The sequence below is a fragment of the Mesorhizobium sp. genome (assembly GCF_005063415.1).
Lineage (GTDB): Bacteria > Pseudomonadota > Alphaproteobacteria > Rhizobiales > Rhizobiaceae > Mesorhizobium.
Window position 1 is genome coordinate 1 of sequence record NZ_SUEG01000029.1, and the last position, 14,703, is coordinate 14,703.

Consider the following 14,703-nt stretch of genomic DNA (forward strand, 5'->3'; position numbering starts at 1 on the left):
TTGCAGGACGCCCTCGTCGAGACCGTCGCGCCTCCGCCGCCCGCCCCTGAACCGGCTCCCGCCCCGCAGCCTGCTCTCCAGCCGGCGCCCGCCCAGCCGACGGAGTCCAATTTCGTGCCGACCGTCGTGCTTGCCGAGGGTGGCGATCCCGTCACCGACGGCAATGCCTGGGAGATCTACAAGGCGAATTCCGACGGCACGCGCGGCGATCCCGTCACCACCGAATATGGCGCCTACAAGGGCCATCTGGAGCCGGGCGACTATATCGTCGTCGCACGCGCCGGCGAGGCCAGGGCCGAACAGAAGATCAAGATCGAGCCTGGCCAGGCCGCCAAGCCGCACTTCAACCTGAATGCCGCCACGCTGGTCATCCACCCGCGGCCAAGCGAAGGGGCGGACGTTGATGACGGCGCGGCTGCCGTAGTCGGCTATCCGGGCGTCGATACCCCGCCGACCTATTACGGCGACACGAAAGTCGTGCTGCCGGCCGGCGACCAGAAGGTGACCGTCACGATCGGCCAGGGCATGGTTACCGAGACGATCCCGCTTGCCGCCGGCAGGGTCATCGACAAGGACATCATCGTCGGCGTCGGGCGTATCGTTGCCAATGCCTATTATGCTGCCGGCGGCGACAAGGCCGAGGGTTCTGAGGTCGGCTTCAAGGTGCTCCAGGCAAAAAAGCAGGTCGACGGAACCAGGCAGGAGGTGACTTATGCCTATGGTCCTGACAGCAAGTTCGATCTGCCGCCCGACGATTATGTAATGGTCGCTACGGTCGACCTCGCGGTGGCCGAGCAGCCGTTCAGCGTCAAGGTTGGCGACCATCAGGATCTGAAGATCGCGATGAACGCCGGCATGCTGACGATTGCCGCGCCAGGGGCCTCGAAGATCGAGATATTCGAGGCCAGGAAGAACATCGACGGAACCCGCAAGTCGGTCGGCTACGCCTATGACCAGAAGTATGAAGCCACCCTGTCGGCCGGCGACTACGCGGTGGTTTCGGAGAAATCGGACAACAGCTGGAAGGAAGGCACGGTAACTGTCAGGGCCGGTGCGCAAGCCGAGCTCACGGTTCAATAGATCCAGAGCAATTCCAGGAAAAGTGTGGAACGGTTTTCCGTCCGGAATTGCGCAGAAACAAAGAGGGAGAGCAGCCATCGGCCGCTCTTCCTCATGGCCGAAAAAGGGTCACGCCGTACCGAAGGCGCTGGCGCCATGGTCGGCGCGGCCTACCAACTGCCGGAACCCGGCGAAAAGCTCGCGGCCGAAGCCGAATTCATTGCCTACGAGGTCGCTGTCTGCGGGGCGGCGCAGTGCGAAATCGCCGGCCGGCACCAGCACTTCGAGCATCCCGCCCTCCGCATCGAGCCTGATGATATCGCCGTCATGGATCCTGGCGATCGGCCCGTCCTCCGCCGCTTCCGGCGTCACATGGATCGCCGCCGGCACCTTGCCGGAAGCGCCCGACATGCGGCCGTCGGTGACCAACGCCACATGCTGGCCGCGGTCCTGCAGGATGCCGAGCACGGTGGTCAGCCTGTGCAATTCCGGCATGCCGTTGGCCTTCGGTCCCTGGAACCGAATGACGGCGATGAAGTCGCCGGTCAGCGACCCCGCCTTGAACGCCTCGTTCAGGCCTTGCTGGCTGTCGAACACCTTGGCCGGCGCCTCGATGACGCGCCGCTCCGGCTTGACCGCCGATGTCTTGATGACGGCGTGGCCGAGATTGCCTGAAAGCACTTTCAGCCCGCCGCTCGGCTGGAACGCCTTCTTGAACGGCGCCAGCACCTTCTCGTCGCCGCTCTGGCGCGGCGAGGCCTCGCGCACGACGCCGCCGTCGGCGCCGAGCTTGGCCTCGACCGCGTAGGGGCGCAGCCCTTCGCCCCACACTGTCTGCACATCCTCGTGCAGGATGCCTGCGTCGAGCAGTTCGCGGATCAGGAAGCCGAGCCCGCCAGCGGCGTGGAAGTGGTTCACATCGGCAAGGCCGTTCGGATAGACCCGCGCCAGCAACGGCACCGCTTCCGAGATGTCGGAAATATCCTGCCAGGTAATGGCGATGCCGGCCGCCGCCGCCATGGCGATCAAATGGATGGTGTGATTGGTCGAACCGCCGGTGGCGTGCAGGCCGGCGATGCCGTTGACGATCGAGCGCTCGTCGATCATCCGCCCGACCGGCGTGTAGGCGTTGCCGAGCGCGGTGATCGCCAGTGCCCGCTTGGTCGCTTCCCTGGTCAGCGCGTCGCGCAGTGGTGTGCCCGGATTGACGAACGAGGCACCAGGCGTGTGCAGGCCCATGATCTCCATCAGCATCTGGTTGGAATTGGCGGTGCCGTAGAAAGTGCAGGTTCCCGGCCCGTGATAGGATTTTGATTCCGCTTCGAGCAGTTCGGCCCGCCCCACCTTGCCCTCGGCATAGAGCTGGCGGATCTTGGCTTTTTCGTCGTTCGGAATGCCGGTCGTCATCGGCCCGGCCGGGATGAAGACCGCCGGCAGATGGCCGAAGGTCAGCGCCGCGATCACCAGCCCCGGCACGATCTTGTCGCAGACGCCGAGATAGACGGCGGCATCGAACATGTTGTGCGACAGGCCGATCGCCGCGGCCATGGCGATCACGTCGCGCGAGAACAGCGACAGCTCCATTCCGGGCTGGCCCTGGGTGACGCCGTCGCACATCGCCGGCACGCCGCCGGCCACCTGGGCGATGCCGCCGGCCTCGCGCGCCGCGTCCTTGATCATCGCCGGAAACGTCTCGAAAGGCTGATGTGCCGACAGCATGTCGTTATAGGAGGTGATAATGCCGAGGTTCGGCACCCGGTCCCCGCCAAGCGCTACCTTTTCGGAGGGACTGCAGACGGCAAAGCCATGGGCCAGGTTGCCGCAGGACAGCACGGCCCGGTTGGCGGTGCGGTTCGAGGCTTCGGCGATGCGGCCGAGATAGGCCTCGCGACCGGGCTTGGAGCGCTCACGGATGCGCTGGGTGATGGCTTCGATGTCGCGTCTTGCGGTCATGGCGGTCGGTCCTTTCAGGCGAGGTCCCGCAAACACCTTCCGGCTGTTGCCGGGACCTGCAGCCAAGTTGAGATCAGGGTGCCCAGAAAACCTCTACGGGCTTTTGAGTTGCATCGAGCACGGCGCGAATGGGCTTTCGTGCTCCAGCTCCAAGAGCGGCCTCGAATGCGGTGCGTTTTTCCGCGCCCTCGATATGCAGCGCGATGAAGGCGGCATTGATGATCCGCGCCAGTGACAGCGTCAGCCGTGGCTCGCCGGCGCTTGCCGCGTGAACCGGAAGCACGATCCTTTGCGACGACGGGTCGAGCAATCTTGCCAGGTTGTCGGCATCTGGAAAGAACGAGGCGGTGTGGCCGTCGGTTCCCATGCCGAGCACAACGACGTCGAGTGGCCAGGGCAGCACTTGCAGCGCCTCACTGTCGGAGACCGCTGCGCCCTCGATACTTGCCGCGTCATGGTAGAGCGGCACGAAATTCGCGGCGGCGGACGCGTTCCGCAGCAAGTTGGCGGCGACCAGGCCGGCATTGGAGCGCGGCGATGAGGGCGGCACGAAGCGCTCGTCGACCAATGTTATCGTCACCTTTTCCCAGGCGATCGGAACGGTCGAAAGCGCCGCGAAGAATTTCGCCGGCGTCGTGCCGCCCGAGACCGCAAGCAGTGCCGCGCCGCGCTCGGCGATCGCCTTTGACAGACGGCCGGCGACGTGGCCGGCAAGCGCTATCGCCAACTCCTGGCGTCCGGCAAATTCGTGCCAGTTGTAAGCGCCGCCTAATTGCTCTCGTGCCATGTCCGCCCGTCGCGTTCGATCAGCGCAATCGAGGCCGAGGGGCCCCATGTGCCGGCGGTGTAGCCTTGCGCCTCTTGCCTTGCGCTTTCCCAGGCGTCCTGGATCGGGTCGATCCATTTCCACGCCGCCTCGACCTCGTCGCGGCGCATGAACAGCGTCTGGTTGCCACGGATGACATCCATGATCAGCCGCTCATAGGCATCGGGGGCGCGGCCGTCGAAGGATTGCGCAAAACTCATGTCGAGCGGGATCTGGCGCAGTCGCATGCCGCCCGGCCCCGGATCCTTGATCATGATGAACTGCTTGACGCCTTCGTCGGGCTGCAGCCTGATGACCAGCTGGTTGGCGGAAATCGGCCCGGCGCTCTCGCCGAAGATCGAATGCGGGATCGGCTTGAATTCGATGACGATCTCCGAAACGCGCGTCGCCAGCCGCTTGCCGGTCCGGAGATAGAACGGCACGCCCGCCCAGCGCCAGTTGCCGATCTCGGCCTTGAGCGCAACGAACGTCTCGGTGTTGCTGTTCTTGCCGAGCTCCTCGACATAGCCTTTCACCGGCCCGCCGGCCGAGGCGCCGGCACGGTATTGCCCGCGCACCGTGTGCTTCGGCGCTTCGTTGCCGTTGATGCGCTTCAGCGCCCGCAGCACCTTCAGCTTTTCGTCACGGACGGCATCGGCGTCCATCGACGACGGCGCCTCCATGGCGACGAGGCAGAGCAGTTGCAGCATGTGGTTCTGCACCATGTCGCGCAATGCGCCGGCCTTGTCGTAATAGGTGACGCGGTCTTCCAGGCCGACTGTCTCGGCCACGGTGATCTGCACATGATCGACATTGGCGGAATTCCAAAGCGGCTCGTAGAGCGCGTTGGCAAAGCGCAGCGCCATCAAATTCTGCACCGTCTCCTTGCCGAGATAGTGGTCGATGCGGAAAATCTGGCTTTCATGGAAGTCGTCGCCGACCAGGTCGTTGAGCGCGCGCGCCGAAACGAGATCGCGGCCGATCGGCTTTTCCAGCACGATGCGCGAATTCGGCGTGATCAGCCCGTGCTCCTTCAGCTTGTGCGAGATGTCGCCGAACAGCGCCGGCGCCACTGCCAGATAGAAAGCGCGGATGTGTTCGCTGTTGCCAATCGCCTCCTTCAGCCTGTCGAAGCCGGCACCAGTGGTTGCATCTGCCGGGATATAGGAGAGCCGCGCGAGGAACGTCTTCAGTTCCGTGGCGTCGATATCTTCCGGTTTCACATGATCGGCAATCGCCTGCCTGGCGAAAGACTGGAACTCCTCGTCGGTCATCTTCGAACGTGATGTGCCGATGATGCGCGTCGGCTCAGAAAACTGGTGGTCGCGCTGCCGGTGGTACAGCGACGGCAGAAGCTTGCGTTCCGACAGATCGCCGGTGCCGCCGAAAATGATGAAGTCGAAAGGATCGACGGGGATGATCTGGCTGGTCATGGTGTGTCCGCTCTGACGCCGGTCGCGATAACGCGGCTGATATAATCTAATCGATTTAAACTTGCCAGTGCCATTGCGTCACTTCCGCGTGTGCTCTTGACACCGGCGCTAGCCGGAGGCTTGTCGGCAAGCGATGCTTCCGGGAGCGTTCGCAGGTGCAGCATAGAGCGGGATCAAGGCGAAAGCCAAAGGAGAAATCGGCAATGGACACACATCTTTCGATGGCCATGGCCAAACGCGTTTTCGATCGTGTTCAACGATGAGTGAGAAAAGCATGCGCCTCGAAAACAAGGTCGCCATCATCACCGGCGCCGCCTCGGGCTTCGGCGAGGGCATGGCCAGGCGCTTTGCCGAGGAGGGCGCGCGGGTAGTTGTCGCCGATCTGAACGCCAAGGGCGCAGAGCGCGTCGCCGGCGAGATCGGCGACAAGGCGATCTGGACCCAGACCGACGTCTCGCTGCGGTCCGAATTCGACGACATGGTCCATGCTGCAATGAGCGCCTTCGGCCGCATCGACATCATGGTCAACAACGCCGGTTTTACCCATCGCAACGGTGACATGCTGGATGTCGATGAGGCGACCTTCGATCTGATCACGTCAGTCAACATGAAGGCGATCTACCACGCAGCACTTGCCGTGGTGCCGATGATGGAGCGGCAAGGCGGCGGCGTCATCCTGACGACGGCCTCCACGGCCGGTATCAGGCCGCGGCCTGGCCTCACCTGGTACAATGCATCGAAGGGCTGGGCGATCACCGCGACCAAATCGATGGCGGTGGAACTCGCGCCGAAGAATATCCGTGTCAACTGCCTCTGCCCGGTTGCCGGCGAGACCGGCATGCTCGCGAAATTCATGGGCGCCGACACACCCGAGATCCGCGAGAAGTTCCGCGCGTCGATCCCGCTCGGCCGGCTTTCGACGCCGCTCGACATAGCCAATGCCGCGCTTTGGCTTGCGTCGGACGAAGCGGCTTTCATCACTGGCGTGGCGCTGGAAGTCGACGGCGGACGTTGTATTTGAACGGCCGGGCCCTCCGGCGGAGGACTGGCTGATAGCGAGCCACCCGCGATCGCTCTGCCGGCCTTACGCCCCGGTTTTGACGTAGCTCTTGTAGACCCAGCCGCGCTTGCCGTTGTAGACGATCTGGCACCATTGCTTGCAGCTCATCACTTGCACGGAGGTCTTGGCCGGCACGGTGAGAATGGCGGCAGCATTCTTTTTTGGGCCGGTGCGCATGGTGACGGATCTCAGGATGCGTCCGGTACCCGCAGTATTGGCTTTTCCCGATTTTGCCTTGGTGCCGTCGCCGTCCTCACTCGCGGACTGCGCTGCCGGCAGTTGCGGCTTGGGCGTGGGGATGGCGGCGGTCTGCGCACCGTCGGGCCCGGTGTTTTTCGTCGAGCTGCCGGGAGCCGCCACCTTGGCAAACAAAGCCGCAGCGTCGGGTTTTGCTGCCGGGTCGGCGAATGCCACCGCAGCAGACGATTTGTCGGCCGCCTGCTCGGTCTGGCTTGCCAGCTGGTCGGATGCTTCGGTGGCGGCGGCCGATGCCGTCTTTGGCCCCGTCCAGCGCGGATCGTTGGGAGCCAGCGCCGGTATCTCGGCTGCCGCCGCGGCCACTGCCGGGGAAACCGCATCTGCCTTGCCCGTCGTCCGCGGCGCCGCAGCGACCTTGGCAGGCATGATCTTCGTCGTCTTGACCGGGATGGTCGGAACGATCTGCTCAGGGCTTGCGGCCGCCTGCCGCTCATTGGCCGGCAAGGCCAACCACAGTGCCACCGCGGCAACGCCGAGTAGTGCGGCCGTGCCAAGCGCGGCTATTACCAGATGCGCATTCGACCGGACCCCGTGCCAGAACGTCGGCCGCATATCGTAACCGAATTGCATCGCAAGGCGCCGCCGTTCCGGCGCGCCGAAACTGAAGGGCTCTCTCACTCTTGCCACCTCCATTTGCGGGCCGATGTTCTTACGACCCATGCCGGAGAGCCGGCATTTCGATCGGCATCGGTCCCAAACCAAAAGCGGGCAGGCCCGCAAAAATTCCCCGTTCAGCTGCCCACGAGCATCATCTTTCGCCCGCGATTGTGGCATCACTGCGCCCTTGGCCGGAATTCTGCGTCCCAGTTAAGGATTCTGCAACGTCTGGTTAGATCCTATCCCGCAACGCGTACCAGTTGAGCGCGAGGAAGAGCAGTGGCGCGCGCAAACGCCGGCCGCCGGGGAAGGGTGGGATCTTCAAATCCTCGATCAGCTTCAGCCGGTCGCGGTTGCCGGCGACCGTCTCGGCATAAAGCTTGCCGAAAAAGTTCGACAGCATGACGCCGTGGCCGGAATAACCGCCGACCGAGATCACATTGGGCATCACTTCGCGCACGAACGGCTTTCTCGGCACGGTGATGCCGACATAGCCGCCCCAGCCATGGGTGATCTCGACGTCCTTCAATGAGGGATAGATCTCGGCAATCTGCCGGCGGATGTGGATGTGGATGTCCTTGGGATCGTTGACCGCATAGATCTCGCGTCCGCCAAACAGCAGCCGCCCATCCTTCGATTTGCGGAAATAGCGCACGACGAAGCGCGAATCGTCGACCGCCTCGCCACCCGGCAACACTTTGGAATCGGCTCCCAGCGGCACCGTTGCGCCGATGAACGAGCCGATCGGCATGATATGCGCGGCACTCACCGGTTCGAGCGTGCCGCCATACGCATTGACCCCGATCAGGCATTTAGCGGCGGTGATCGTGCCCTTCGGCGTCGTGACCTTGACTTTGCCGCCGCCGGAGGTAATGCCGGTCGACGGCGTCTGCTCGAATAGCTTTGCGCCGGCCCCTGCCGCGACTTTTGCGGTGCCGATCACCAGCTTCAGCGGATGGATATGGCCGGTGCCGGTGTCGCGGGTGCCGCCGAAATAATGCGTCGAGCCCAGCCGCTCGGCTGTCTCCGCGGCATCCATGAATGAGATGTGCGGATAGCCGAAGCGGCTCGCCATGATCTCGGCATGCGCCTTGTAGTCGTCGACATAGCGCTTCTTGTGCGCCACCGACATCTGGCCGGGCATATAGTCGATCTCGATCTGATGCGCTGCGGCGAAGTCGAGGAGATGCGCCTTGGCCTCTTCGGCGAGGTCGAACAGCGCCTTGGCGCGGGAAAAGCCGTATTCCGCCTCAAGCTCCTCTGCCCAGGCCCGCTGGCCGGTACCGAGCTGGCCACCATTGCGGCCCGATGCGCCGTCACCGAAACGATGCGTTTCGATAAGCACGACATCCGCGCCTGACTTGGCGAGATGAGCCGCCGCCGACAGTCCGGTAAAGCCGCCGCCGACAATCACCACATCGCATGTCCGGTCGCCGTCGAGCGCCGGATATTCGGGCCTTGGTCCGGCCGTGTCTTCGTACCAGGAGCGGCCGGGGGAGATCGGGGATTGGTAAGTCATGATGCTCGGTTAGGGCAGTAGGGGAGTAGGGGAGTAGGGGAGTAGGGCAGTAGGGCAGTAGGGCAGTAGGGCAGTAGGGCAGTAGGGCAGTAGGTTACGCAGCTCCAACGACTGCAATTTTTTCCTTTTCCCTACTCCCGTACTGCCCTACTCCCTTACTCCCCTATTCCATGCGAGTGAAGCGAGCACCCATGCCTTACGACCAGAAGAAGATCGTTGAAGCCCTGCGCGCCTTCGAGCGCGGCGAGATCGTCGTCGTCATGGACGATGACGGGCGCGAGAACGAGGGTGACCTGATCGTCGCCGCCGTCCATTGCACGCCGGAAAAGATGGCGTTCATCGTGCGCAACACGTCAGGCATCGTCTGCACGCCGATGCCGCGCGAGGAAGCCAAGCGGCTCAACCTGTCGCCGATGGTGGCCGACAATGATTCTGCGCACACCACTGCCTTCACCGTCAGCGTCGACTTCAAGCACGGCACCACGACCGGCATTTCGGCGGATGACCGCACGCTGACGGTGCGCAATCTCGCCAATGGCAATGTCGGCGCCTCCGATTTCGTGCGCCCCGGCCACATCTTTCCGCTGATCGCGCGCGAAGGCGGCGTGCTGATGCGTTCGGGCCATACCGAAGCCGCGGTCGACCTCTGCAAGCTCGCCGGCCTGCCGCCGGTCGGCGTCATTTCCGAGCTGGTCAATGATGACGGCACTGTCATGCGCGGCCCGCAGGTGCAGGCCTTCGCCGAAAAGCACGGGTTGAAGCAGATCTCGGTTGCCGACCTCATCGCCTACCGGCAACGCAAAGAAACGCTGGTCGAACGTGTCGCCTGTTCCGACATCGAGACGCCCGGCGGCAAGGCACAGGTCTTCACCTACACGCTGCCCTGGGATTCCATGCATCACGTGGCGGTCGTCTTCGGCGACATCCGCGACGGCGTCGAGGTGCCGGTGCGCCTTCATTCCGAGGACGTGGTCAGTGACGTCTTCGGCACCAGCCACAGGCTGGACGCCATCATGAAGGCGATGGGCGAGCGCCAGCGCGGCGTCATCGTCTATCTGCGCGAAGGCTCGGTCGGCGTCGCCCATCAGGAGCGCAAGCGGCCGGCTGCCGGCGACCGCGAAGATCATGAAGAGGCGCGCCGCCGCGAAAACGAATGGCGCGAGATCGGCCTCGGCGCGCAAATTCTCAAGGATCTCGGCATTTCCTCGATCAATCTGATCGCCTCGCGCGAGCGCCATTATGTCGGCCTCGAAGGTTTTGGCATCCACATCGCCAAGACCGAGATTCTTTAGGCCATTCTCACGATGCTGGTATGCGTCCGGCCCGCCTCTGGACCGGACGCACCGGAAACTATTCCGCAGCGACCGCGGCTGCGTCGCATGCAGCCATGTCGCAGTCCGGCGCGGCAAGGCTGCGCTGGCCGGCGAGCACGATGACCAGCGCGATTGTGCCTGATGCCACCGATACGCAGAACCCGTTCTGCGCGCCGAAAGCGTCCACCACCCAGCCGGCGGCGAAGGAGCCGAGCGCCATGCCGATGCCGATGCCGGTCATCACCCAGGTCACGCCTTCGGTCAGCATCGCCTCGGGCACGCGCCGTTCGATCAGGCCGAATGCCGTGATGAAGGTCGGCGAGATCGCCACGCCGCTGACGAAGACGGCAAATGCCAGCAGCGGCACAGTGTCGGCGACGAGCAGCGGCAGCGTGGTAAGCGCAATGATGGCGATTGCGATGGCAAGCTGAATTTGCAGCGGCATTTTCAGGTTCAGGGCGCCGATGATGATGCCGACGACGAACGATCCGAGCGCGTAGACGCCGATGACGAAGCTGGCGGCGCCCGGCTGGCCAAGCTCCTTGGTGATCGCCACGGTGCTCACCTCGGTGGTGGCGAAGGTCGCGCCGATGAAGATCAGGGCCAAGGTGATGATCTGGACCGGCCGCAGGCGGATTGCCGAGCCGCCCGAACCGTGTTCCACCGGTCGGGCTCGCGGTTCGGTCGAGCGCTGCAGGATGAAGGCCGTCGAACCGAAGGCGAGGAACAATGTGCTCGCGAGCACTCCCGCCTCCGGGAAAAGCGCGACGCTCAGTCCGACCGACAGCGATGCGCCGGCGATGTAGACCAGTTCGTCCGCCGCCGATTCGAAGGCGAACGCCGTGTTCAGCTCGGGGCGGTTGCGAAAAATCTCGGTCCAGCGTGCGCGCACCATTGCCGGGATGCTGGGCATGACGGCGGCGAGCAGCGCCGAGACGAATAGCGTCCATATCGGCCAATGCTGATTGGCCGCCGCGATCAGGATCGCGAAAGCGAGCGTGGAAATCACGGTAGTCGGCACCACAATCCGCGTCTGGCCGAGACGATCCATCAGTCGCGATACCTGCGGGGCGACGAAAGCGTTAGCAAGCGCATATGTTGCGGAGACGGCGCCGGCCAGCCAGTATTCGCCATCGGTCTGCGACAGCATCGCGACGATCCCGATCGGAGCCATGGCGATCGGCAGCCGGGCAACGAATCCGGCGGCGGCAAAGCCCTTGGCGCCGGGCGCGCGAAAGATCTGCGAATAGGGATTTTGCATGGTCTGGCTCCTCGACAACGGCCGGTTCGGCGATTACATACGTAGCGTATGAATTTAAATAGATCATACGCGGCGTATGTCAATTGGCATACGAAGCGTATGTTAATAGGGCCAGAGCATGCATAGACCACGCAAGGAGATGATTGCCGAAACCCGCGCCAAACTGATCGGCGCTGCGCGCCAGGCCTTCGGCACGCTCGGCTATGCCGAAGCCTCGATGGATGACTTCACGGCATCGGCCGGGCTGACGCGCGGTGCGCTCTATCATCACTTCGGCGACAAGAAGGGCCTACTCCAGGCGGTTATCGCCGAGATCGACGCGGAAATGTCGGCCCGGCTGAAGGTCGTTTCGGCCAAGCCGGACAATCTCTGGCAGGGCTTTGTCGACGAATGCACCGCCTATATCGAGATGGCGCTGGAGCCGGAGATCCAGCGTATCGTGCTTCGTGACGGGCCGGCGGTGCTCGGCGATCCATCGCAATGGCCAAGCCAGAGCACATGCATCCGTTCGATGACAGAAAGCCTGCAAAGACTAAGCGACGAGGGAACAATTCTTGCCGTCGATCCCGAAGCCGCGGCAAGGCTGGTCAGCGGCGCCTCGTTGCATGCGGCGCAGTGGATCGCAAATTCGAACGATCCCGAAGCGACATCGAAGAAGGCAGTGAAGGCGTTCAAGGTTCTTCTGGAAGGGCTGCTCAATCGCACTGGCAGGCTGCATCAGCCCGATCGGCAGCCGTCGATACAGCCCGAGGTTTGACCGATCACCGGCCTGAGGTCATCTTTTCGCCAATGTCAGACAGCTCGGTCCAGCCGAGGCCGGCCGCGTAAACCCTGTTGAACATCGCACCAGCGAGACGCGAATACATGGCCAAAGCGGTAAGGCGCGCCTATATCGGGGGCATGGTCACGAGACTTTACACCCATCCGATTTTCCTCGAGCACATAACACCGCCCGGTCATCCGGAGCGGCCGGACCGTCTGCGCGCCATAGAGCGCGTGCTTGACGACGAGGCCTTCGCGGCGCTCGATCGCGTCCAGGCGCCTGAAGGCGACGAGGCAACCATCCTCTACGCACATCCGGCCGAATTCGTCGAACGGGTCCGCGCAGCGATACCGGACACCGGCATCGCCCGTATCGACGCCGATACCACCGCCAGCCCGAAGAGCTGGCAGGCGGCCGTGACTGCGATCGGGGCTGCCAACGCCGCTGTCGACGACGTCTTCACCGGCCGTGCCGACAACGTCTTCGTCGCCGCGCGGCCGCCCGGCCATCATGCCGAAAAGACCACCTCGATGGGTTTTTGCCTGTTCAACACCGCGGCAATCGCGGCACGCTACGCCCAGAAGAACCATGGCGTCGACCGCGTCGCCGTCGTCGACTGGGATGTGCATCACGGCAACGGCACGCAGGACATATTCTGGGACGATCCGTCGGTGCTCTATTGCTCGACACACCAAATGCCGCTTTACCCCGGGACCGGGGCCGTGAGCGAAACCGGCGCCGGCAACATCGTCAACGCGCCGCTGGCGCCGCAGAGCGGCAGTGATGCTTTCCACGACGCGTTTCTGTCGCGCATCCTGCCGGCGCTCGACAATTTTGCGCCCGACCTCATCATCATCTCCGCCGGTTTCGACGCCCACCACCGCGATCCGCTGGCCGAGATCAATCTGACCGAGGATGATTTCGACTGGGCGACCGGCCAGTTGCTCGAACGCGCCGGGCGCCATAGCCGCAACCGGCTCGTCAGCCTGCTCGAGGGCGGCTACGATCTGCAGGGATTGGCATTTTCAGTCGCCGCCCATGTCGGGCGGCTGATGAAGGGATAGACGATGGCTGGTGAGACCAACGAGGACGTCAAGGCGATGAGCTTCGAGCAGGCGCTCGAGGCGCTGGAGAGGATCGTCGACGATCTGGAGCGCGGCGACGTGCCGCTCGACCAGTCGATCCGGATTTACGAGCGTGGCGAGGCGCTGAAGGCGCATTGCGACCGGCTGCTGAAGGCGGCCGAGGACAAGGTCGAGAAAATCAGGCTGTCGCGTGACGGCAAGCCGGTGGGGACAGAGCCGTTGGATGCGGATTGAGGCGCGGCCTCGAACGACGATTGTGCTTACCGGCTTTGGACATCATGATTGAGGATAAAACTCATCCCGTTTGAAACGGCTCCAGGACGAGAGGAGATTGCGAACGATGTGCAGAAACATCAAAACCCTGTTCAATTTCGATCCGCCGGCAACCAATGACGAGGTCCGCGATGCCGCACTTCAGTTTGTCCGCAAGCTGAGCGGAACGACGCGGCCGTCGAAACAGAACCAGCATGCGTTCGACCATGCCGTCGAGGCCATTGCCGCCTCGGCGCGCGAATTGCTCGACAGCCTCGAGACGACGCAGCATCCGCGCAATCGCGAAGAGGTGGCGGCCAAGGCGAAGGCCAAATCTGCACTTCGCTTCGCCTGAGGGGACCGCGTGAGCTTCTTTCCCGGAAACGATCCGCAGATGGGCGATGCCTTCGCCAGCGATCAGATCGAGCTGATGGTCATTCCGAACGCCAAGGATATTGGCGGATTTCAGGTTCGCCGCGCCCTGCCGACGGCCAGGCGCCGGCTGGTCGGGCCCTTCATCTTCTTCGACCGCATGGGTCCAGCCGTTCTGCGGGCCGGCCAGGCGCTCGACGTGCGCCCGCATCCGCATATCGGCCTGTCGACGGTGACTTACCTGTTCGACGGCAAGATCAGGCATCGCGATTCGCTCGGCACCGAAATGGTGATCCAGCCCGGCGACGTGAATTTGATGACCGCCGGCCGCGGCATCGTCCATTCGGAGCGCACGCCGGAAGAATTGCGTGGCGCGCCGATGTCGGTTTCCGGCCTGCAGACATGGCTGGCGCTGCCGGACGGCAAGGAGGAGGTCGCGCCGGTCTTCGAAAACACCGCGGCCCTGCGCCTGCCCGAAATCGATGCCGAGGGGATCAGCGGCCGTATCGTCATCGGTGCATTTTCCGGACTGCGCTCCCCGGTCGGCACCGCTTCGGACACGCTTTATGCCGATCTCAGGCTGGCGCCGGGTGCCAGCGTGAAGATCCCGGCCGATGCCGAGGAGCGCGCCATCTATACGCTGGAAGGCGAGGTTTCGATATCCGGTGACCACTTTCCGGCCGAGCGGCTGCTGGTTTTCCGGCCTGGCGATGAAATCGTTGTCTCATCGGAAGGCGGCGCCCATTTCATGCTGTTTGGCGGCGCTTCGCTCGGTTCGAAACGTTATATCTGGTGGAATTTCGTATCGTCCTCAAAGGAACGCATCGAACAGGCGAAAGAAGAATGGAAGACGGGCCGCTTCGATATCGTTCCTGGAGACGAGCAAGAGTTCATCCCGCTGCCCGAAAGCTGATGCGCGTTACCGCCACATTTACATTCGCCGGCCAGCGGCATATTTCACGATGAACAGAAA

The 14,703-nt window shown here is 63.5% G+C and carries 13 protein-coding genes and 1 pseudogene; 8 read left to right on the forward strand and 6 right to left on the reverse strand.

Features of this window, described 5'->3' with window-relative positions:
- A pseudogene (locus E5W70_RS10595) lies at nt 1–1,080 on the forward strand (hypothetical protein); the annotation flags it as partial.
- A gap of 108 nt (nt 1,081–1,188) precedes the next feature.
- Here E5W70_RS10595 and edd read toward each other — a convergent pair.
- From edd to zwf, 3 genes are all read right to left on the reverse strand, one after another.
- Nucleotides 1,189–3,012, reverse strand: coding sequence for a phosphogluconate dehydratase (gene edd, locus E5W70_RS10600; RefSeq protein WP_292657415.1), 1,824 nt, complete (start codon nt 3,010–3,012; stop codon nt 1,189–1,191).
- 73 nt (nt 3,013–3,085) lie between these two features.
- Nucleotides 3,086–3,799, reverse strand: coding sequence for a 6-phosphogluconolactonase (gene pgl, locus E5W70_RS10605; RefSeq protein ID WP_292657418.1), 714 nt, complete (start codon nt 3,797–3,799; stop codon nt 3,086–3,088).
- Nucleotides 3,781–5,250, reverse strand: a complete 1,470-nt coding sequence (gene zwf, locus E5W70_RS10610; protein WP_292657422.1) for a glucose-6-phosphate dehydrogenase — start codon at nt 5,248–5,250, stop codon at nt 3,781–3,783. Before zwf ends, pgl begins: the two co-directional genes overlap by 19 nt.
- A gap of 274 nt (nt 5,251–5,524) precedes the next feature.
- Between zwf and E5W70_RS10615 the strand changes: the two genes are divergently transcribed.
- Nucleotides 5,525–6,271, forward strand: a complete 747-nt coding sequence (locus tag E5W70_RS10615) for an SDR family oxidoreductase (protein ID WP_292657425.1) — start codon at nt 5,525–5,527, stop codon at nt 6,269–6,271.
- A gap of 63 nt (nt 6,272–6,334) precedes the next feature.
- Here E5W70_RS10615 and E5W70_RS10620 read toward each other — a convergent pair whose 3' ends face one another.
- Nucleotides 6,335–7,138 (reverse strand): SH3 domain-containing protein, encoded by an 804-nt coding sequence (locus E5W70_RS10620; RefSeq protein WP_292657427.1) that lies wholly within the window; start codon nt 7,136–7,138, stop codon nt 6,335–6,337.
- Nucleotides 7,139–7,397: 259 nt separating this feature from the next.
- A complete protein-coding gene (locus E5W70_RS10625) occupies nt 7,398–8,684 on the reverse strand; it encodes an FAD-binding oxidoreductase (protein WP_292657430.1) in 1,287 nt (428 codons plus the stop codon).
- Nucleotides 8,685–8,875: 191 nt separating this feature from the next.
- On the opposite strand from E5W70_RS10625, the gene ribB reads away from it, so the two are divergent.
- Nucleotides 8,876–9,976: a 3,4-dihydroxy-2-butanone-4-phosphate synthase gene (ribB, locus tag E5W70_RS10630; RefSeq protein WP_023674113.1), complete on the forward strand. Its 1,101-nt coding sequence runs from the start codon at nt 8,876–8,878 to the stop codon at nt 9,974–9,976.
- A gap of 58 nt (nt 9,977–10,034) precedes the next feature.
- On the opposite strand, the gene E5W70_RS10635 is transcribed toward ribB, so the two are convergent.
- Nucleotides 10,035–11,258, reverse strand: coding sequence for an MFS transporter (locus tag E5W70_RS10635; RefSeq protein ID WP_292657434.1), 1,224 nt, complete (start codon nt 11,256–11,258; stop codon nt 10,035–10,037).
- A gap of 118 nt (nt 11,259–11,376) precedes the next feature.
- On the opposite strand from E5W70_RS10635, the gene E5W70_RS10640 reads away from it, so the two are divergent.
- From E5W70_RS10640 to E5W70_RS10660, 5 genes are all read left to right on the forward strand, one after another.
- Nucleotides 11,377–12,015, forward strand: a complete 639-nt coding sequence (locus E5W70_RS10640) for a TetR/AcrR family transcriptional regulator (protein ID WP_292657437.1) — start codon at nt 11,377–11,379, stop codon at nt 12,013–12,015.
- A 143-nt stretch (nt 12,016–12,158) separates the two neighbouring features.
- Complete coding sequence (locus E5W70_RS10645; RefSeq protein WP_292657532.1) at nt 12,159–13,085, forward strand: histone deacetylase family protein; 927 nt, start codon at nt 12,159–12,161, stop codon at nt 13,083–13,085.
- Nucleotides 13,086–13,088: 3 nt separating this feature from the next.
- The gene (locus E5W70_RS10650) at nt 13,089–13,340 is read left to right on the forward strand and encodes an exodeoxyribonuclease VII small subunit (RefSeq protein WP_031211056.1); all 252 of its coding nucleotides are present in this window, start codon (nt 13,089–13,091) and stop codon (nt 13,338–13,340) included.
- A 106-nt stretch (nt 13,341–13,446) separates the two neighbouring features.
- Nucleotides 13,447–13,713 (forward strand): DUF2277 domain-containing protein, encoded by a 267-nt coding sequence (locus tag E5W70_RS10655; protein WP_023716908.1) that lies wholly within the window; start codon nt 13,447–13,449, stop codon nt 13,711–13,713.
- Between the two features lie 9 nt (nt 13,714–13,722).
- Entirely contained in the window at nt 13,723–14,643 is a 921-nt protein-coding gene (locus E5W70_RS10660; protein WP_292657439.1) for a pirin family protein, read from the forward strand.
- The last annotated feature ends 60 nt before the right edge of the window (nt 14,644–14,703 follow it).